The sequence below is a fragment of the Azospirillum sp. TSH20 genome, from assembly GCF_003115935.1.
Classification (GTDB): Bacteria; Pseudomonadota; Alphaproteobacteria; order Azospirillales; family Azospirillaceae; genus Azospirillum.
The window spans coordinates 126,631-144,154 of record NZ_LGQU01000042.1; the positions used below are offsets into that span (position 1 = coordinate 126,631).

The 17,524-nt window shown below is 67.9% G+C and carries 17 protein-coding genes; 8 read left to right on the plus strand and 9 right to left on the minus strand.

The window, feature by feature from the left end; translation table 11 throughout:
* Window positions 1-119: 119 nt before the first annotated feature.
* Together TSH20_RS12085 and TSH20_RS12090 are read right to left on the minus strand one after the other, a co-directional pair.
* Window positions 120-2,645, minus strand: coding sequence for an FtsX-like permease family protein (locus TSH20_RS12085; RefSeq protein ID WP_109074954.1), 2,526 nt, complete (start codon window positions 2,643-2,645; stop codon window positions 120-122).
* Between the two features lie 262 nt (window positions 2,646-2,907).
* Window positions 2,908-3,675, minus strand: a complete 768-nt coding sequence (locus TSH20_RS12090; RefSeq protein ID WP_109074955.1) for an ABC transporter ATP-binding protein — start codon at window positions 3,673-3,675, stop codon at window positions 2,908-2,910.
* Between the two features lie 112 nt (window positions 3,676-3,787).
* Between TSH20_RS12090 and TSH20_RS12095 the strand changes: the two genes are divergently transcribed.
* From TSH20_RS12095 to thpR, 4 genes are all read left to right on the plus strand, one after another.
* A complete protein-coding gene (locus tag TSH20_RS12095) occupies window positions 3,788-4,408 on the plus strand; it encodes an arylesterase (protein ID WP_109074956.1) in 621 nt (206 codons plus the stop codon).
* A 3-nt stretch (window positions 4,409-4,411) separates the two neighbouring features.
* Window positions 4,412-5,563 (plus strand): FIST N-terminal domain-containing protein, encoded by a 1,152-nt coding sequence (locus tag TSH20_RS12100; protein WP_109074957.1) that lies wholly within the window; start codon window positions 4,412-4,414, stop codon window positions 5,561-5,563.
* 28 nt (window positions 5,564-5,591) lie between these two features.
* A complete protein-coding gene (locus TSH20_RS12105; RefSeq protein WP_109074958.1) occupies window positions 5,592-6,647 on the plus strand; it encodes an NADP(H)-dependent aldo-keto reductase in 1,056 nt (351 codons plus the stop codon).
* Window positions 6,648-6,714: 67 nt separating this feature from the next.
* Window positions 6,715-7,257, plus strand: a complete 543-nt coding sequence (gene thpR / locus TSH20_RS12110; protein ID WP_109074959.1) for an RNA 2',3'-cyclic phosphodiesterase — start codon at window positions 6,715-6,717, stop codon at window positions 7,255-7,257.
* Here the strand turns inward: thpR and TSH20_RS12115 are convergent.
* The 3 genes from TSH20_RS12115 to dnaK all read right to left on the minus strand — a co-directional run bounded on the left by TSH20_RS12115 (window position 7,254) and on the right by dnaK (window position 11,872).
* Window positions 7,254-8,438, minus strand: coding sequence for a GGDEF domain-containing protein (locus TSH20_RS12115; protein ID WP_109074960.1), 1,185 nt, complete (start codon window positions 8,436-8,438; stop codon window positions 7,254-7,256). The genes thpR and TSH20_RS12115 overlap by 4 nt on opposite strands.
* 215 nt (window positions 8,439-8,653) lie before the next feature.
* On the minus strand, window positions 8,654-9,805 hold the full coding sequence (gene dnaJ / locus TSH20_RS12120; RefSeq protein WP_109074961.1) for a molecular chaperone DnaJ: 1,152 nt from the start codon (window positions 9,803-9,805) through the stop codon (window positions 8,654-8,656).
* 150 nt (window positions 9,806-9,955) lie between these two features.
* Entirely contained in the window at window positions 9,956-11,872 is a 1,917-nt protein-coding gene (gene dnaK / locus TSH20_RS12125; protein ID WP_109074962.1) for a molecular chaperone DnaK, read from the minus strand.
* Between the two features lie 634 nt (window positions 11,873-12,506).
* On the opposite strand from dnaK, the gene TSH20_RS12130 reads away from it, so the two are divergent.
* Window positions 12,507-12,710 carry a hypothetical protein gene (locus TSH20_RS12130; RefSeq protein WP_109074963.1) on the plus strand — a complete coding sequence of 68 codons (204 nt, stop codon included), beginning with the start codon at window positions 12,507-12,509 and terminating at the stop codon, window positions 12,708-12,710.
* 49 nt (window positions 12,711-12,759) lie between these two features.
* Here the strand turns inward: TSH20_RS12130 and TSH20_RS12135 are convergent, their stop codons facing one another.
* From TSH20_RS12135 to ddpX, 3 genes are all read right to left on the minus strand, one after another.
* Complete coding sequence (locus tag TSH20_RS12135; RefSeq protein ID WP_109074964.1) at window positions 12,760-13,302, minus strand: hypothetical protein; 543 nt, start codon at window positions 13,300-13,302, stop codon at window positions 12,760-12,762.
* Window positions 13,303-13,448: 146 nt separating this feature from the next.
* Complete coding sequence (locus TSH20_RS12140) at window positions 13,449-14,501, minus strand: polysaccharide deacetylase family protein (RefSeq protein ID WP_109075010.1); 1,053 nt, start codon at window positions 14,499-14,501, stop codon at window positions 13,449-13,451.
* Window positions 14,502-14,729: 228 nt separating this feature from the next.
* Window positions 14,730-15,278, minus strand: a complete 549-nt coding sequence (gene ddpX, locus TSH20_RS12145; protein ID WP_109074965.1) for a D-alanyl-D-alanine dipeptidase — start codon at window positions 15,276-15,278, stop codon at window positions 14,730-14,732.
* Window positions 15,279-15,477: 199 nt separating this feature from the next.
* Between ddpX and tsaB the strand changes: the two genes are divergently transcribed.
* On the plus strand, window positions 15,478-16,212 hold the full coding sequence (tsaB, locus tag TSH20_RS12150; protein WP_109074966.1) for a tRNA (adenosine(37)-N6)-threonylcarbamoyltransferase complex dimerization subunit type 1 TsaB: 735 nt from the start codon (window positions 15,478-15,480) through the stop codon (window positions 16,210-16,212).
* The gene (locus tag TSH20_RS12155; RefSeq protein WP_109074967.1) at window positions 16,209-16,679 is read left to right on the plus strand and encodes a GNAT family N-acetyltransferase; all 471 of its coding nucleotides are present in this window, start codon (window positions 16,209-16,211) and stop codon (window positions 16,677-16,679) included. The genes tsaB and TSH20_RS12155 overlap by 4 nt, the downstream gene beginning before the upstream one ends.
* A gap of 3 nt (window positions 16,680-16,682) precedes the next feature.
* On the opposite strand, the gene TSH20_RS12160 is transcribed toward TSH20_RS12155, so the two are convergent.
* A complete protein-coding gene (locus tag TSH20_RS12160; RefSeq protein WP_109074968.1) occupies window positions 16,683-16,937 on the minus strand; it encodes a sulfurtransferase TusA family protein in 255 nt (84 codons plus the stop codon).
* A gap of 89 nt (window positions 16,938-17,026) precedes the next feature.
* Between TSH20_RS12160 and TSH20_RS12165 the strand changes: the two genes are divergently transcribed.
* Entirely contained in the window at window positions 17,027-17,440 is a 414-nt protein-coding gene (locus TSH20_RS12165) for a MucR family transcriptional regulator (RefSeq protein WP_085087004.1), read from the plus strand.
* The last annotated feature ends 84 nt before the right edge of the window (window positions 17,441-17,524 follow it).

Genomic DNA, 17,524 nt, shown 5'->3' on the forward strand with positions numbered 1-17,524 from the left:
GATCCCGTCGCAGGACATATTGGCGAGTCCGTCAGGCGGTTCAATAGGAATCGGCAGCGCTTTTTCCAGATGAAAAAGCTTTCACGATTCGTTTTTCCTGCGGCTTCATGACACAGGAGTCACTCGTTCCGAAGCAATGGCGCCGAAGGCTGGCCCAGAGCCCGCCAAGTACCATAGAACCCGAAAGCGAGCGTGATCGCCGTGCTCAGCAATGCGGTGGTCACGACCGCCGACGGCAGGAAGCTCCATTCCCAATGCATCAGGAACTTCAGCACCGCCCAGGCGGTCAGCGTGCCGATGACGCCGGCGATCACCGCGGTCAGCAGGCCGAGCAGCCCATATTCCAATAGGAAGGCGCGCAGCACGTCGCCGCGCGTCGCCCCCAGCACCTTCAGCACCACTGCATCATAGACCCGGCGGCGGTGCCCGGCGGCGACCGCGCCGGCCAGAACCAGCGTTCCGGCGGCCAGCGTGATGCCGGCGACGATGCGCACCGCGGTGCCGATATGGCCCAGCATCTCCGCCACCGTGTCGAGCGCGTCCTTGACCCGCACCATCGTGATGTTGGGGAAGCGTTGCAGCACGGCGCGCTGCACCTGGGTTTCGGCATCCGGCGTGGCGCGGACGGTGGCGACCCAGGTCTGCGGCGCGCCTTCCAGCGTGCCGGGGGCGAAGACCATGGTGAAGTTGATCGCCATGCTGCTGAAATCGGCGGAGCGCACGTTGGCGACCTTCGCCTCGATGCTGCGGCCCAGGATGTTGATGGTCATGGTGGCGCCGGGACCGATGCCGAAGGCCTCGGCGACGCTCTGGTGGATGGAGATCAGCGGCGGTCCGGCATAATCCTGCGGCCACCAACTGCCGGCGGTGACGGTCGAATGCTTCGGGATCGTCGCGGAATAGGTGATGCCGCGGTCGCCGGCCAGGATCCAGGCCTGCTCCGGATTGATCAGCGCCTTTTCCGCCTCCTGCCCGTTCACCCGCTCGATCCGGCCGCGCAGGCTCGGCACCGCTTCGAAGGCGCTGGTGCCGGGGACGGCGGTCACAAGGTCCCGCAAGGGATCGAACTGGTCGCGCTGGATGTCGACGAAAAAGAAGGCGGGGGCGTCCTGCGGGATCGTCTCCGACACCCGGCGGGAGAAGTTGCCCTGGATCAGCGCGATGGCGACCAGCACCGTCAGGCCGAGCCCCAGCGACAGCACCACCGCCGCCGTCGGGTTGCCCGGCCGGTGCAGGTTGGCGAGCGCCAGCCGCAGCCCCGGCCGCCTGACGCGCCCCACCCGCTTCGCCCCCCAGGTCACCAGCGCAGCCGCGGCACGGAAGGCGATGAAAGTGGCGATGGACCCGCCGACGAACCACAGGGCGAACAGCTTGTTATGCGCGGTCAGCACCGCCAGCCCGGCGAGCGCAAGGGCCGACACGATCATCGCAACGGTGTAGGGCGTGCGCGGCCGCCCACCCGCCGGGGCGATCACGTCGCGGAACAGGGCGCCCGCCGGCACCTCGCGCGCCCGGCCCAGCGGCCACAGCGAAAAGGTCAGCGCCGTCAGCACGCCATAGAGCGCGGCGAGAGCCAAAGCTCCGGGATAAACGCCGATATGCGCCGACACCGGCAGCACGCCGTCGAGCAGCCGGCCCAGCGCCAGCGGCGCAACCGCGCCCAGCGCCAGCCCGATGACGATGCCCAGCAATGCCAGCGCCAGGATCTGGGCCAGATAGAGCTCGAAGACCAACGCCCCCGGCGCGCCGATGCACTTCATCATGGCAATGGTGCGGGCGCGGGAGTCCAGATGGCTGCGCACCGCATTGCCGACCCCGACGCCGCCGACCAGCAGCGCGGTCAGCCCAACCAGGGTCAGGAACAGCGTCATGCGGTCGATGAAGCGTTCGATCTGCGGCGAAGCGTTGGTGTAGTCGCGCATCCGCCAGGGCGCATCGGGGAAGCGGGCACGCAACCCCTCCTGCCACGCCTTCAGGTCGGTTTGCGACGGCAGCGCCACCTTGGCGCTCCACCAGGTGAGGCTGCCGGGTTGCAGCAACCCGGTGCCCTGCAGCGACGGCAGCGCCACCAGCACCCTAGGGCCCAGCGAGAAGGCGTTGGAGGAGGCGCGGTCGGGCTCGCGGTCCAGCACGGCGGCGACGCGGTAGGCGCCTTCGCCGATGCGGATGCTGTCGCCGGGCTTGACCCCCAGCCGGTCGACCAGACCGGCCTCGATCACCGCGCCCCAGCGGCCGTCCTTCTGCGCCAGCGCGTCCCGCAGGTCGCCGCCGCCTTCCAGCGTCACGGCGCCGTAGAGCGGATAGAGGCCGTCGACCGCCTTCAACTCGACCAGGGAGGAGCGCGTCTCGTCCGCGGCACGGGCCATCGCCCGCATCTCGGCGGAAGTCGATACCCGGCCATCGGCCTTCAGCGCCGCCATCTGCTCGTCGGTCGGCGGGCTGTAGAGTTGCCGCAACGCGACGTCACCGCCCAGGATCGACCGCCCGTCGCTCGCCAGCCCGTCGAGCAGCCCGCTCGACACCGACTGCACCGAGGCGATGGCCGCGACACCAAGGGCGAGGCAGGCGAGGAAGACCCAGAAGCCCTTCAGACCGGTGCGCAGCTCCCGCCGGGCAAGCCGGAGCGCGAGGCTGAGGTTGGTCATCGTGTCGCCCTCCCCACGCGCCCGCACTTATCCCCTCTCCCCCCCGGGGAGAGGGTTAGGGTGAGGGGGGCGCATGGCGAGGAGTCAGTTGATGACGAGGGGTTTGCGCGCCGAGTAGCGCCACGCCGCGCATCCCCCTCACCCCGACCCTCTCCCCGCTTTCGGCGGACCGGAGGTCCGCCTGTCGCGTCAGCGCAAACGAAGTTTGCGCGTGAGCGGGGGGGAGAGGGAGAGTCCACCGCCATCGTAATTACCATCCCCCTCACTCCCCCGCCGCCTGCAGCTTCGCGCGCCGGGCCGCCTGCCCGTCGTCGGCGATGCGGCCGTCCGCCAGACGCACCGTCCGGTCGCAGCGTGCCGCCAGCGTCTGGTCGTGGGTGATCAGCACCAGCGTCGTCCCCCGCCGCTCGGCAAGGTCGAACAGAAGCTTGACGATGGTGGCGCCGGTGTCGATGTCGAGATTGCCGGTCGGCTCGTCCGCCAGCAGAAGCGACGGCTCGGTCACGAAGGCGCGGGCCAATGCGGTGCGCTGCTGCTCGCCGCCGGACAGCTGGCCGGGATAATGATGGATGCGGTGCCCCAGCCCGACCTGCTCCAGCCCGATGCGGGCGCGGTCGAAGGCGTCGGCGACGCCGGCGAATTCCAGCGGGATGGCGACATTCTCCAACGCCGTCATGGTCGGCACCAGATGGAAGGCCTGGAAGACGATGCCGACATGCTGCCGGCGGAAGCGCGCCAAGCCATCCTCGTCCAGGTGCCCGAGATCCTGGCCGGCGACGCGGACGGTGCCGCCGCTGGGGCGTTCCAGACCGGCCATCACCATCATCATGGTCGACTTGCCGGAACCGCTGGGGCCGACCACGCCGACCCGTTCCCCGGCCGCCACCTGAAGATTCACGCCGCGCAGGATGTTGACGGGTCCGGCACCGCTGTCCAATTTCAGGTGGACGTCGTCGAGTTCAACGATGAAGTCGTTGGAAGACCGGGCGATGGAATTTGACGACGTTGCAGGGGACTGAGCCTTGGACATGCGACTCTCGCACAAGCGGAACGGACCATCGCCATATGGAACGACCCGCCGGGCTTTCAACACGGGCGCCTTCGCTGCGGCGCTGGCCTTCGTCTTTGCCGCAGGGGTATCGATGACCGTTCCGACCCGCGCGGATGCCGCGCAGCCGGTGAAGCTGCTGGCGTTGGGCGACAGCCTGACCGCGGGCTACGGGTTGCCGGAACAGCAGGGCTTCACCCGCCAGTTGGAAAAGGCGCTGGCCGCCAAGGGCTACAGCGTCACCGTCATCAATGCGGGCGTGTCGGGCGACACCACCGCCGGCGGCCGGGCGCGGCTGGACTGGGCGCTGGCCGACAAGCCGGACGCCGCCATCGTCGAGCTGGGCGCCAACGACATGCTGCGCGGGCTCGACCCCGGTCAGGCCAAGGCGAACCTCGACACCATCCTCAAGACGCTGACGGAGCGGAAGATTCCCACCCTGCTGGCCGGCATGCTCGCCTCGCCAAGCCTGGGCAAGCCCTACACCGACACGTTCAACGCCATCTACCCGGATCTGGCGAAAGCCTACGACCTGCCGCTCTATCCCTTCTTCCTCGACGGGGTGGCGCTGGACCGGTCGCTGATCCAGCCGGACGGGATGCATCCCAATGCCCAGGGCGTGGCGGTGATCGTGGAGCGCATCCTGCCCTCCGTCACCGCGCTGCTCGACGGCCTCCCCAATATCGGCAAGACTACCGTCAAAACCGGAGGCTGACCCATGACCGTGACCCTGGACAGCGACACCCGCTTTCACGCCGCCTGCGCCGCCGGGGCGGAATGGGGACCGACGGTCAAGGCCTGCCTCGACCGGTTGGGTCCGGTCGCCGGCTGCAACCTGGGCTTCCTCTACCTGACCGACGGTCTGGCGGAACATGCGACCAGCATCGTCACCCTGCTGCGCGGCGTCACCGGGATCCGTCACTGGGTCGGCACCGCCGGCATCGGCGTGATGGCCAATGGCGAGGTCCTGTTCGACGAGCCGGGAATGGCGATCATGGCCGCCCGCCTGCCGGAGGACAGCTTCCGCCTGTTCCCCACCCTGACCGACGGGTTGGAGCCGCTGCGCGGCAGTGCCGGCGGCTGGCTGGACAAGCATGGCGCGGCGCTGGCGCTGGTCCATGTCGACCCGCACCACGCCGACATGGCCGGACTGGTCGCCCGTCTGTCGGAGGAGGCCGGCGTCTTCCTGGTCGGCGGCCTGACCGCCTCGCGCGGGGAGTTCCCGCAGATTGCCGCCGGGGCCGAGGACGGCGATCCGGTCACCGAGGGCGGCGTGTCGGGCGTGCTCTTCGCGCCAAATCTGCCGGTCGCCACCGCCCTGACCCAGGGCTGCCGCCCGATCGGGCCGACGCGCACCGTCACCGCCAGCGACGACAACGTGATTCTGGAGATCGACAACCGCCCGGCGCTCGACGTCTTCAAGGAGGACATCGGGCCGGAGCTTGCCGCCGACCTGCGGCAGGTCGCCGGGGTGATCTGCGCCGGGCTGCCCATCGCCGGGTCGGACACCCAGGACTATCTGGTCCGCGACCTGATCGCCATCGACCCGCGTGCCGGCTGGATCTCCATCGCCGAGCGGGTGACCACCGGCCAGCCGGTGATGTTCACCCGCCGTGATCCCGAAACCGCCGCCGCCGACATGCGCCGGATGCTGGACAGCCTCAAGAAACGGGTGAAGGCGACGCCGAAGGGAGCGGTGTATGTCAGTTGCATCGCCCGTGGTCCCGGCCTGTTCGGCGCCGCCAATGCCGAGCTGTCGATGATCCGCGACACCTTCGGCGACATTCCGCTGACCGGCTTCTTCGCCTCGGGCGAGGTGTCGCACAACCGGCTCTATGGCTACACCGGCGTGCTGACGCTCTTTCTGTAAAGATCATTTCGAATAAGGAACGTTCCGGATGCAGTATCGTCCGCTCGGCCGCACCGGCCTGTCGGTCAGCGCCATCGGCCTGGGCACCATGACCTGGGGCCGCCAGAACACCGAGGCCGAAGGCCATGCCCAGATGGACGCCGCGCTCGACCGCGGCATCAATTTCTGGGACACGGCGGAGATGTACGCCATCCCGCCCACCGCCGACACCTATGGCAAGACGGAGGCGGTGATCGGCAGCTGGTTCCAGTCGCGCGGCAAGCGTGACAAGGTGATCCTCGCCAGCAAGATCATCGGCGCGCCGGCCGGCGGCTTCGGCTGGGTGCGCGAAGGCAAGTCGCGGCTCGACCGCGCCAACCTCTTCGCCGCGGTGGAGGCCAGCCTGTCGCGGCTGAAGACCGACTACATCGACCTCTACCAGATCCATTGGCCCGACCGCGTCACCAACCGCTTCGGCGTCCGCACCTATAAGCATAAGCCGGAGCAGGACGGCGTGCCGATCGAGGAGACGCTGGCGGCACTGGCCGAACTGGTGCAGGCCGGCAAGATCCGCCATGTCGGCCTGTCGAACGAGAGCCCCTGGGGCGTGATGCGCTGGCTGCGCGCCGCCGAGGTGGCAGGGGAGGTGGCTGGGCTTCCGCGCGTCGCCTCGATCCAGAACGCCTACAACCTGCTGAACCGGACCTTCGAGAACGGCCTGTCGGAGGTGGCCCTGCGCGAGGATGTCGGGCTGCTCGCCTATTCGCCGCTGGGCGCCGGCACGTTGACGGGCAAATATCTGAACGGCGCCATCCCGCCGGGCAGCCGCCGCGCGCTCGACCACCGGCCGTCGCGCTATGCCACCGTCAATGCCGACGCGGCGACGGAGGCCTATCTGGACATCGCCCGCCGCCACGGTCTGGCCCCCAACCAGATGGCCATCGCCTTCACGTTGCAGCAACCCTTCGTCACCTCGTCGCTGATCGGGGCGACGACGATGGAAACGCTGGTCTCCAACATCGACTCCATCGACGTGACCCTGTCGCCGGAGGTGATGGCGGAAATCGACGCCGTGCACAACCGCATGCCGGATCCGTGTCCGTAAGCTGTCGTATGGTCCGCCCCTCATCCGAAGGAGGGGCGGATCAGTTCAGCAAACCCGGAGGTGCCCCATGCTCCGCCTGTTCGTCGCCCTCGACCTGACGGAGGAGGTCCGCCAGCGGCTGGCCGGTCTGGCCGGCGGGGTGCCCGGCGCGCGCTGGACCGAGCCTGAAAGCATGCACCTGACCCTGCGCTTCATCGGCGAGGTGCCGGAGGATCAGGCGATGGACATCGACGCCGCGCTGGCGGAGATCCGGGCGCCGGCCTTCACGCTCACCTTCGACGGTGTCGGCATGTACGGCAGCGCGCGCCGGGCGCGGGTTCTATGGGCGGGGGTGGAGCGCAACGAGGCGCTGGCCCATCTGCAGGCCAAGATCGAATCCGCCCTGGTTCGCTGCGGCCTGCCGGCGGAGGAGCGAAAATTCTCCCCCCACATCACGCTCGCCCGGCTGAAGGACGCGCCGGCCGACCGCATCGGCCGCTTCCTGTCCGACCGCGGCCTGTTCCGCGCTGGCCCGATGCCGGTCGAGCATGTCACGCTCTACCGCAGCCATCTCGGCAATGGCGGGGCGGTGTATGAGGCGTTGCGGGAGTATCCCCTGGACTCTGTCTAGGCGGTGATGCTGTCCCAGGGCTGGGCTTCGGCATCCGCTTTGACGCCGCCGCCGACCACCCGATTCTTGCCGTCCTGCTTGGCGCGGTACATGCGCTGGTCGGCCAATTCCACCAACGATTCCCAGTCGGCCGGGCGGTCGGTCGTCTGTTCGGCGATGCCGATGCTGGCGGTCTGCAGGCTGCCGTCCGGCCGCTTGCCGAAACCGGCCCGGCGCATCCTCTCCACCGCGATCATCGCGCCATCCAGCGGGGTGTCCGGCATGACCACCAGGAACTCCTCCCCGCCCCAGCGCACCAGCGCGTCGGACTGGCGCAGCAGGCTGCGGATGGTGTTGGCGGCATGGCGCAGGACGCGGTCGCCCTCCTCATGGCCATAGCGGTCGTTGACCGCCTTGAAATCGTCCAGGTCGACGAAGATCGCCGACAGCGGCTGTGCCGCGCGTTCCGCATGGGCGACCTGGAGTTTCAGCAACTCCTCGCCGATGCGGCGGGAGAAGGCGCCGGTCAGCGCGTCGTGCGCCGCCTGTTCCAGCAGCGCAATCATGAAATGCAGCTGGCTGATCGCCGCCAGCGTCGCCACCACCGCGATCAATGCCAGCAGCCACAGCGCGCTGATGTAGGACGGGAACGGCATCACCAGCGAACCGTAGAAGCCTGCGGCCAGATGGGCGCCCAGCATCGGGGCGGCGAACAGCGCCCCCTCCACCGCGGTCAGCGGAAAGACGCTGAGCCCCGCGACCATCACGAAGGGCAGATAGCCATAGCCGGCACTGACGGCGATGCGCAGGTCGTCGACACCCTGGTTGTAGAGCAGTGGGTGCGAGATGGCGAAGAACAGCGTCGGGATCGCCAGCAGGGCGGTCAGCCGCCACCAGGCGCAGGTCATGTCCTCGCAGGACCGGCGGTCGAAGGCGAGCGCCAGGAAGGCGGCGCTGGCGCTGAGGCGCAGCACGATCAGCCAGACGGCCAGCTTCCATTCGAAGACGGTGACGTCGATGGCGATCCACAGCGGGGTTAGGACGCCGAAGATCAGCGCCACCATGCGCACGCGCGACTGGATCATCGCGGCGCGCCGCCGCTGCAGGATCGGCGTGTGACCGGCCGGCCAGATCAGATCGGGCAGTTCGTCGCTGCGGACGAAGGCGCCGAAGAGGGCGGCAAGAAGCCTGTCAACCCGCATCAGACAGCCTGCCCCCGGCATCGGCCGGACATGTCGCCAATGGATTAGCCATGCTGGGTGATTACACGGGCATGACCTCCCCTTCAACGGGTTTCGCGCCGAAATGGCTGATCAGCCGCTGGAAAACACGGAAACATCCCGGCATGCGACAAAAAGTAACGGGCGGCGAGTCACCGACACGCCGCCCGTTGAATAATATCCGCTGCGGTGAAGGATCAGTCCTTCAGGTCTTCCCAAAGCTCCTTCACCTTGGCGAAGAAGCCCTCCGACTGCGGATTCGACCCTTCCTTGGCGGCGCCCTCGAACTCGCGCAGCAGTTCCTGCTGGCGCTTCGTCAGGTTCACCGGGGTCTCGACCACCGCCTGGATGTACATGTCGCCGCGCTGGGCACTGCGCAGAACCGACATGCCCTTGCCCTTGATGCGGAACTGGTGGCCGGACTGGGTGCCCGGCGGCACCGTCACCTTGGTGCGGCTGCCGTCGATGGTCGGCACCTCCACCGAACCGCCGAGCGCCGCCGTGGTCATCGGGATCGGCACCCGGCAGTGGATGTTGGCGCCGTCGCGCTGGAAGATCGGGTGCGGCGCCAGCGCCAGGAAGATATAGAGGTCGCCGGCCGGCGCCCCGCGCAGCCCCGCCTCGCCCTCGCCCGCCAGACGGATGCGGGTGCCGTCCTCGACACCGGCGGGGATGTTGACCTGCAGGGTCTTTTCCTTGCGCAGCCGGCCGGAGCCGCCGCAGTTCTTGCAGGCGTCCTTGATGACCTTGCCGGCGCCGTGGCAGCCGGGGCAGGTCCGCTCAATGGTGAAGAAGCCCTGCTGCGCCCGCACCTTGCCGTGCCCCTGGCAGGTCGGGCAGGTGATCGGCTGGGTTCCCGCCGCGGCACCCGAGCCGTTGCAGCTGTCGCACTGCACGGTGGTGGGGACACGGATGGTGGTCTGGGTGCCCTTGAAGGCCTCCTCCAGCCCGATCTCCAGATTGTAGCGCAGATCCTGGCCGCGGCCGGACGCACCGCCGCCGCCGCGGCGCCCGCCCATGAACTCGCCGAACATCTCGTCGAAGATGTCGGCGAAGCCGCCGCCGCCGCCGAAGTCGAAGTTGAAGCCGCCGGCCCCGGCGCCCGCCCCCGGACCACGGCCACCCTCGAAGGCGGCGTGGCCGAACCGGTCGTAGGCCGCGCGCTTCTGATCGTCCTTCAGGACGTCATACGCTTCGCTGATTTCCTTGAACTTCTGCTCGGCGTCCTTGTCACCCTGGTTGCGGTCCGGGTGGTACTGCATCGCCATCTTGCGATAAGCCTTTTTCAGCTCATCCGCGCTGGCGTTCTTCGCCACACCGAGCAGCTCGTAATAATCCTGTTTCGCCATGGGGGCCGACCGCCTTTGAGTCGTTCTGGTCCAAACTGTCCGCGTCGCGTCGGAGCCTGACCCCAGCATACCGAAGGCCCGCCGCCGGGAAAAGGCGGCGGGCCATCGATGCTCGCGTCAGGTCCGTATCAAAAAGAAGTTTGCCGAACCTTAGGCCGACTTCTTCTTGTCGTCCTGGACCTCTTCGAAGTCGGCGTCGACGACGCCCGGCTCGTTCGGCTGGGCGCCCGGCGCCTCGCCGCCCGCACCCGGGGCCTCGCCCTGGCCGGCCTTGTACATCGCCTCGCCCAGCTTCATCGACACCTGGGCCAAAGCCTCGGTCTTCGCCTTGATGCCTTCCAGATCCTCGCTGTCCAGCACCGACTTCAGCTCGGTGACGGCAGCTTCCGCGGCGGACTTGTCGGAGGCCGGGATCTTGTCGCCGTTCTCCTTGATGGTCCGCTCGGTGGTGTGGATCAGGGCGTCGGCATGGTTGCGGGCGTCGACCAGTTCACGGCGCTTCTTGTCGGCGTCGGCATGGGCCTCCGCGTCCTTCACCATCTTCTGGATGTCGGCGTCCGACAGGCCGCCCGAGGCCTGGATGCGGATCTGCTGCTCCTTGCCGGTCGCCTTGTCCTTCGCCGTGACGCTGACGATGCCGTTGGCGTCGATGTCGAAGGTCACCTCGATCTGCGGCACACCGCGCGGGGCCGGCGGGATGCCGACCAGATCGAACTGGCCCAGCATCTTGTTGTCGGCCGCCATCTCGCGCTCGCCCTGGAAGACGCGGATGGTGACGGCGTTCTGGTTGTCCTCGGCGGTCGAGAAGGTCTGGCTCTTCTTCGTCGGGACCGTGGTGTTGCGGTCGATCAGGCGGGTGAAGACACCGCCCAGCGTCTCGATGCCCAGCGACAGCGGGGTGACGTCGAGCAGCAGGACGTCCTTGACCTCGCCCTTCAGCACGCCGCCCTGGATGGCGGCGCCGATGGCGACCACCTCGTCCGGGTTGACGCCGCGGTGCGGCTCACGGCCGAAGAACTGCTTCACCGCGTCGATGACCTTGGGCATGCGGGTCATGCCGCCGACCAGGATCACCTCGTCGATCTCGCTGGCCTTCAGGCCGGCGTCCTTCAGGGCCGCCTTGCAGGGCTCGATCGTGCGCTGCACCAGATCGTCCACCAGGGCTTCCAGCTTGGCGCGGGTCAGCTTGATGTTCAGGTGCTTCGGACCGGTCTGGTCGGCGGTGATGAAGGGCAGGTTGACTTCGGTCTGCGTGGTGGACGACAGCTCGATCTTCGCCTTCTCCGCAGCTTCCTTCAGGCGCTGCAGCGCGAGCTTGTCCTTGCGCAGGTCGATGCCCTGCTCCTTGTTGAACTCGTCGGCCAGATACTCGATGACCCGGCTGTCGAAGTCCTCGCCGCCCAGGAAGGTGTCGCCGTTGGTCGACTTCACCTCGAACACGCCGTCGCCGATCTCCAGCACGGAGATGTCGAAGGTGCCGCCGCCCAGGTCATAGACCGCGACGGTGCCGGTGCCCTTCTTCTCCATGCCGTAGGCGAGCGCGGCGGCCGTCGGCTCGTTGATGATGCGCAGCACGTCCAGGCCGGCGATCTTGCCGGCGTCCTTGGTGGCCTGGCGCTGGCTGTCGTTGAAGTAGGCCGGGACGGTGATGACCGCCTGCGTGACCTTCTCGCCCAGATAGTTCTCGGCGGTTTCCTTCATCTTGGTGAGGATGAAGGCGCTGATCTGGCTGGGGCTGTACTTCTTGCCGTGCGCCTCGACCCAGGCGTCGCCGTTGTCGCCGGAGATGATGCGGTAGGGAACCAGGCCCTGGTCCTTCTTCGTCAGCGGATCGTCGAAACGGCGGCCGATCAGACGCTTGATGGCGAAGAGGGTGTTTTCCGGATTGGTGACCGCCTGGCGCTTGGCGGGCTGGCCGATCAGCCGCTCGCCGCCCTGGCTGAAGGCGACCATGGACGGCGTCGTCCGCGCGCCCTCGGCGTTCTCGATCACCTTGGCGCTGCCGCCTTCCATAACGGCGACGCACGAGTTCGTGGTGCCGAGGTCGATACCAATCACTTTGCTCATGTTCAGCCTCTTTCGTTCGGCAGATGCGTGGCGGCCCGTCTGGTCCGGCACCGCCGCGATCCCCATAGGGTCGGTGAAACGTCGGTGGAGCGCGTGGGGGTCTGGTCCCCGGGGAGCGATGCTTGAGAGCGACGCCTCCGGGTCCGGCCCGTGCTGGCGGAGATATAGGCGGAGCCGTTTCTGGCTGCAACAGGGTGGCGCGCCTTTCGACCCGCAAATGCGGCGAAAAAACGCTGCCGCGACATCCTCCGCCACGCCGCCGCCGCCCCGCTGCTCTTCGCAATAGAATACCAGCGTATTCAATCAAGCGAAGACGAGTATCCCGATAATCACCCTCTCTGATTCAAATCGTCACAGATGTTACAAGTGATTAATGCTTCGATTGTGAACCAGTCAATGCAGTTAACCTTTCATTAACAAGCAATGGCGTGCAGAGGCTCTTCCAATCAATTCGCGGTTGCTGCGATTATTCATGTCCCGGAGAATCTAATAGTGAAAATCCGAAAGGAATATGCTATCTCCTTTGTGTCATAAGGGACGACCGCAAGGGATTGGGCCAGCGACACCCTGTCGCCGCCACCAGAGCATGCGGTTCTATGCAACGCTGGTCATACAGGTGTGAAAGGGAAGCGCGATGATGGACGAACGACGCGATGTGGCCCTGGCCATCAAGTCCTGCCTGGACAGCCTGATGAGCGACGCGACGCGTTGCGACCTTGATGACCTCGCGCGCTTCATCAGCCTCGCCGCTCTCGCCGCGGAAGAGGCGGCCGTCGCCCACGACCCCCAGGCCGTCCGTCTGAAGGCGCTGATGGTGACCGGGGCCGGCCACTGCTGACCGGCACCCCCGGTCTTCCTTGACGTGCAGGGGCGGACGCCCTTCTGCTTTACAATATCTCAGCGTTGCGGATGGCGTCGTCGATCCGGCCCAGCATTTCGGCGCAGGACTCGTCGCCATCCATCAGGTCGGGAAGCGCGAAGCTGAACATCGCGACCGCGGCCACACTCCCCGCCGTATCCGGGCGTTCCGCGCCGACCAGCCACAGGTAATGGGTCTCGGCGCGGCCTTCCTCTTCCGTCCGCATCATCGCCTGGGCGATCACGGCTCCGTCGGCACGGCTCTCCACGGTCCGGTCGCCCGCCCGTGGGTCTTGCGGCCGGACGAAGCGCAGCGCCATCTCCTGCAGGGTGGCTGCCGTTCCGCCGGACTCCGGCCGAGGCACCACCCGATCCGTCACCAGCCGAAGCACCCCGCCGGCCGGCGGCGGCGGCCGGAAGGTGCCCACCGGCTGCCCTTCATGTTCTTCCACATCGACCGCCCAGCCGGCCGGCAGCCGGAACCGCACCGTATCGGACCAGCCGATGTCGGACGCCTGCACATCCCCTGGCCCGTTCCCCTGCCCGCTCGCCGAATATGTCTCGTCGGCCATTGCCCGCTCCCGAAAATCGCCACTCTGAAAAAAACTCGCGGGCCTCGCAACGGCACGCCGGGACCGGCACCATAGGCGGCGCCCGTCTTCCCGCCAATGCCCGATCGAACCGGTCGGGATTGCCGCCGCGATCTCCCGTCCCTGGATTATTCCGGGATCAGGAACTGAACGCCGAGCCAGCGCCAGCGGCCGTCGGCGGCCGGCAGGGTGCAGTTGACGCGGGCGCGGCCCGGCGGGAAGGGATCCTTGATGCGGACCTCCACCCGATCCTCGGCGATGCGCTCCAGCGCGGTGCGGCCCTGGCCGGCGGCGAAGCAGGCCAGCTTGGAGCTGTCACCCACCCCGTCGGCGATGGTGAAGCCCAGCGGCGGCGGGTTGACGGTGACCAGCGGGTCGTCGGGCGTCAGGTCCGACACCGGCAGCGGCAGCGCGTTGGCGGCCAGCTCGAAGCGGTCGGCGCTGCCGTAGGTCTCGTTCATGACGAAGCGCGGCAGGCTCCAGGGATCGGCCTGCGGGTGCAGGACACCCGATTGCTGGCCGAAGGCGGCCGCGAAGCCCTGGTCGACCACCAGTTGCCGCACGGCCAGCGAATATTCCCCTTGTGGATAGGCGAAGACCGCCGGGCGCTTGCCCAATTCGGTCTGGAAGCGGTCGGACATCCGGCGCAGGTCGGCCGCCAGCTGATCCGGGCTGCGCGACAGCATCGACTGGGTCGAGGTGCCGAGCGCCCCGATGGTGACCCCCGCCGCCGCCAGCTGGCGGATCTCGGTCCAGCTCATGTGGGTGGGGGAGCCGCGGTCCACCGCGTCGGTGGCGACGAACAGGGTGAAGGGCAGGCCTGCCGCCTTCAGCCGCGGCCAGGCCTCGGTGAAGGCGGAGCGGCTGGCCTCGTCGATGGTGATCGCCACCGTGCGGTCGGGCAGCGGCTTGCCGCTGCGCAGGGCGTCCAGGATCTTCGGCAGCGGCAGGACGTGGTAATCGCCGTCGGTCAACTCGTCGAGATGAGCTTCGAACTGGTCGATGCGGATGCTGATCGAGGGGTTCTGGTCCTCGCCGAAACGATCATAGGCGAAGACCACCGCGCTGGCGCTCTGCGGTGAAACGGATTCGGCGGCGGCGGGCCGGGACACCGGCACGAACGCGGTCCAGACGGACAGCGCGGCGGCGGCGAGTACCCTGACGGCACGACGGAACGGCATGGCGGCCTGCGGAAAAGGCTGATCGGGGCGACCTTCGCCCAGACGCAAAGGATGTGCCACAGTCTCCGCCATACGAACAAGCTCCGTCCGCCGCTTTTCCACGGAGGGCAGCGATGCGGTGCGCGCGTGCAACAATGGAAGACCTCCGCCCCGGTACAAGCCGGGATGGAGAACCCGGCGTCTCCGGCTATCCGTCTGCGGCCATCACCATTCTTGCACCGCCCGTCCTTACATCAGCCGGCCGCCGGCCGCCGCGTCGGTCAGCAGCGGGTAGCGCTCGGCTTCCGGAAGCTGATAGTGCCACCATTCCGACGGGTAATGCTCCCACCCGGCGCCGACCATCACGCCCAGCAGCAGGGTGCGGTTGCGCTGCTGTTCGGCGGTCAGGTCGCTGCGGCCATGGTGCGACCGCTCGGTCATCGCATCGAAGCCGGTGCCCATGTCCAGGGCCGAGCCGGCGCCATCCACCAGCGTCAGGTCGACCGCGACGCCGCGGGTGTGGTTGGAGCCCAGACGCGGGTCGGCGATGTAGACGGGGTCGGGAAAGGCGTGCCACAGCTTCCATTGCGCCTCCGCCGGGCGGAAGGCATCGTAAATCCGCAGGCGGCAGCCGATGCCGCGGGCCAGCCGGATGGCGTCGCCGAGCCGGCGGGCCGCGTCGGGATGCAGCAGGCACACCGCCGAGCGGTAGATCGGCACGCCGGACAGGTTGTCGGCGGTGGCGTAGAGAAGCTCCAGGTCGATGTCGAAGGCCGGAGGCGCGATCTCGGTCAGCATGGAATGGACAACCGTCGGCGTATGAGGAAAACGATCGTCCTCTAGCATGGCCGCGGCGCCATCTGCCATGGTCACGGGTCTGCCATGCCCGAGGTGGACTTTTCCAATGGAACGGCCCCCGCATGGCAATCCGGGGAAGGCGTGCCTGCGTATTAGAATTCGGCCGTCCGCATGACGCGGCGGCCAGGAAGGCGGAGCGATGAAGGTTCTGGGTCTGGATACGGCCACGTCCGGCTGTTCGGCGGCAGTGTGGGAGGGAACGGCCGGTCAGGCCGGCGGCGCGTGCGTGACCGTACGGCGCAGCCCGCCGATGTCGCGCGGTCAGGCCGAAGTGCTGGTGCCGCTGGCGCAGGAGGTGATGGCCGAGGCCGGCGTCGGCTTTGCCGACCTCGACCGCATCGCCGTCACCGTCGGGCCGGGCGCCTTCACCGGGCTGCGCATCGCCCTGGCCGCCGCGCGCGGCATCGCCGTCGCCCAGGGGCTGCCGGTGGTCGGGATCACCAGTTTCGACGCCATCGCGCATGGCGTGCCGGCGGCCGAACGCGCCGGCCGTTCGCTGCTGGTCGCCGTCGACAGCCGGCGTGCCGAGCCCTTCCTGCAACTGTACGACGTGGCGTTGACCCCCGTGGGCGAGCCGGCGATGCCCGACCCCTCGGCGATCGCCGGCTGGCTCGACGCACTGTGCCCGTCCGGTCCGCTGCTGCTGGCCGGCGACGCGGCGGCGGCGGTGCTCCCGCTGCTGGGCGGCCGGACCGACGTCGTCGCGGCGTCCGGCGACGGGCTGCCGGACGCCGCCGTGGTTGCGGCGCTGGGGGCGGCCCGCCCCACCGGACTGCCGGTCGAGCCCTTCTATCTCCGCCCGCCCGACGTCACCTTGCCGAAGGCTGCGGCCTCCAAGCCCGCCCCCAAGCCGGAACCGGGAGCGGCGGCATGACCGCGTCCTCCGTTCGCCTCCACCCCGCCGGCCCGCTGGAGGCCGGGGTGGTCGCGGCCCTGCAGCAGGCCTGCTTTCCCGACGATCCGTGGGACGAGGCGTCGGTCGCCACCCTGACCACGCCGCCGGCCGGCTTCGCCGTCATCGCGCTCGATGCGCAGGACCAGCCGGTCGGCTTCGTCATGGCCCGCGTCGCGGTGGAGGATGCCGAGATCCTGGCGATCGGCGTGCTGCCCCAGGCGCGCCGCGGCGGCATCGGCCGCCTGCTGGTCGAGGCTGCCGTCACCGGATCGCAGAACCTGGGTGCGACTGCGCTGTTTCTTGAAGTCGCCGAGGATAATCCGGCAGCATCGAGTCTATACAAGGCCAGCGGCTTTTTTTCCGTCGGGCGCCGCCCCGGATACTACAGGCGTGTCGACGGCCGGGTCGCCGCGCTTGTCCTGCGCCGCAATCTCGATGGGGCATAGGGGTTAATTTTTCCGCACGATCAGGCGGTGGACTCCGTCAGGATCATCCAATCGTTCGGGCTGGACAGACAGAATGCTGTGCCCCAACTCGATCAAGGATCGTGGAACGTTTTCCAAGGGTTCACCGGCATTCAGCCGGACTTCGAGTGTCTGCCCCGCGTCCATCCGTTCTACCATCAACTTGGTCTTGACGAAGGTTAACGGACAAACCTGCGAGGTGATGTCGAGAAACAAGTCTGCGGAGATTTTTTCGGTCACCGATTCCTCTTTGCTCCAAAGGATGGATATTGCACGACGCAGAAAACCTCTTTATATGGTGAGGTACGAATGCCGCGGAGCAAGCTTACATGAGCAACGGGTCCCCTTCCAACGCGCTGTTGTCTCTGACCACGGAGATCGTGGCGGCGCATGTCTCCAACAATACAGTCTCGCTGACCGATCTTCCGACTCTGATCGAACAGGTCTACAAGTCGCTGGCCAACGTCGGCACCGAACCGGTGGTGGCGGAGGAGCGGCCGCAGCCTGCCGTGCCGATCAAGAAGTCGGTGACGCCGGACTACATTGTGTGCCTGGAAGACGGCAAGAAGCTGAAGATGCTGAAGCGCCATCTCAAGACGGCGTACAATATGACGCCAGAAGAATACCGGGACCGCTGGGGCCTGCCGACCGACTATCCGATGGTCGCGCCGAACTATGCCCGTCAGCGCAGCTCGCTGGCCAAGCAGATCGGTCTCGGCACCCGCGCCCGCCGCGGCGCCTGAGGGCTGGGGCTTCCGCAGGGCGGACCGGCGTCATGACGGCGCCGCCGCCCGTGCCTGCCCTCTCCCGCTTCTTCTTTCCGCATT

What these genes read in the sequence shown, in the direction of transcription:
- TSH20_RS12100 (WP_109074957.1), top strand. Translation starts at nt 4,412, where the DNA reads ATGACCGTGACCCTGGACAGCGACACCCGCTTTCACGCCGCCTGCGCC.
- thpR (WP_109074959.1), top strand. Translation starts at nt 6,715, where the DNA reads ATGCTCCGCCTGTTCGTCGCCCTCGACCTGACGGAGGAGGTCCGCCAG.
- TSH20_RS12090 (WP_109074955.1), bottom strand. Translation starts at nt 3,675, where the DNA reads ATGTCCAAGGCTCAGTCCCCTGCAACGTCGTCAAATTCCATCGCCCGG.
- TSH20_RS12140 (WP_109075010.1), bottom strand. Translation starts at nt 14,501, where the DNA reads ATGCCGTTCCGTCGTGCCGTCAGGGTACTCGCCGCCGCCGCGCTGTCC.
- TSH20_RS12135 (WP_109074964.1), bottom strand. Translation starts at nt 13,302, where the DNA reads ATGGCCGACGAGACATATTCGGCGAGCGGGCAGGGGAACGGGCCAGGG.
- TSH20_RS12165 (WP_085087004.1), top strand. Translation starts at nt 17,027, where the DNA reads ATGAGCAACGGGTCCCCTTCCAACGCGCTGTTGTCTCTGACCACGGAG.
- ddpX (WP_109074965.1), bottom strand. Translation starts at nt 15,278, where the DNA reads ATGCTGACCGAGATCGCGCCTCCGGCCTTCGACATCGACCTGGAGCTT.
- TSH20_RS12095 (WP_109074956.1), top strand. Translation starts at nt 3,788, where the DNA reads ATGACCGTTCCGACCCGCGCGGATGCCGCGCAGCCGGTGAAGCTGCTG.
- dnaJ (WP_109074961.1), bottom strand. Translation starts at nt 9,805, where the DNA reads ATGGCGAAACAGGATTATTACGAGCTGCTCGGTGTGGCGAAGAACGCC.
- TSH20_RS12105 (WP_109074958.1), top strand. Translation starts at nt 5,592, where the DNA reads ATGCAGTATCGTCCGCTCGGCCGCACCGGCCTGTCGGTCAGCGCCATC.
- dnaK (WP_109074962.1), bottom strand. Translation starts at nt 11,872, where the DNA reads ATGAGCAAAGTGATTGGTATCGACCTCGGCACCACGAACTCGTGCGTC.
- TSH20_RS12130 (WP_109074963.1), top strand. Translation starts at nt 12,507, where the DNA reads ATGATGGACGAACGACGCGATGTGGCCCTGGCCATCAAGTCCTGCCTG.
- TSH20_RS12085 (WP_109074954.1), bottom strand. Translation starts at nt 2,645, where the DNA reads ATGACCAACCTCAGCCTCGCGCTCCGGCTTGCCCGGCGGGAGCTGCGC.
- TSH20_RS12155 (WP_109074967.1), top strand. Translation starts at nt 16,209, where the DNA reads ATGACCGCGTCCTCCGTTCGCCTCCACCCCGCCGGCCCGCTGGAGGCC.
- TSH20_RS12115 (WP_109074960.1), bottom strand. Translation starts at nt 8,438, where the DNA reads ATGCGGGTTGACAGGCTTCTTGCCGCCCTCTTCGGCGCCTTCGTCCGC.
- tsaB (WP_109074966.1), top strand. Translation starts at nt 15,478, where the DNA reads ATGAAGGTTCTGGGTCTGGATACGGCCACGTCCGGCTGTTCGGCGGCA.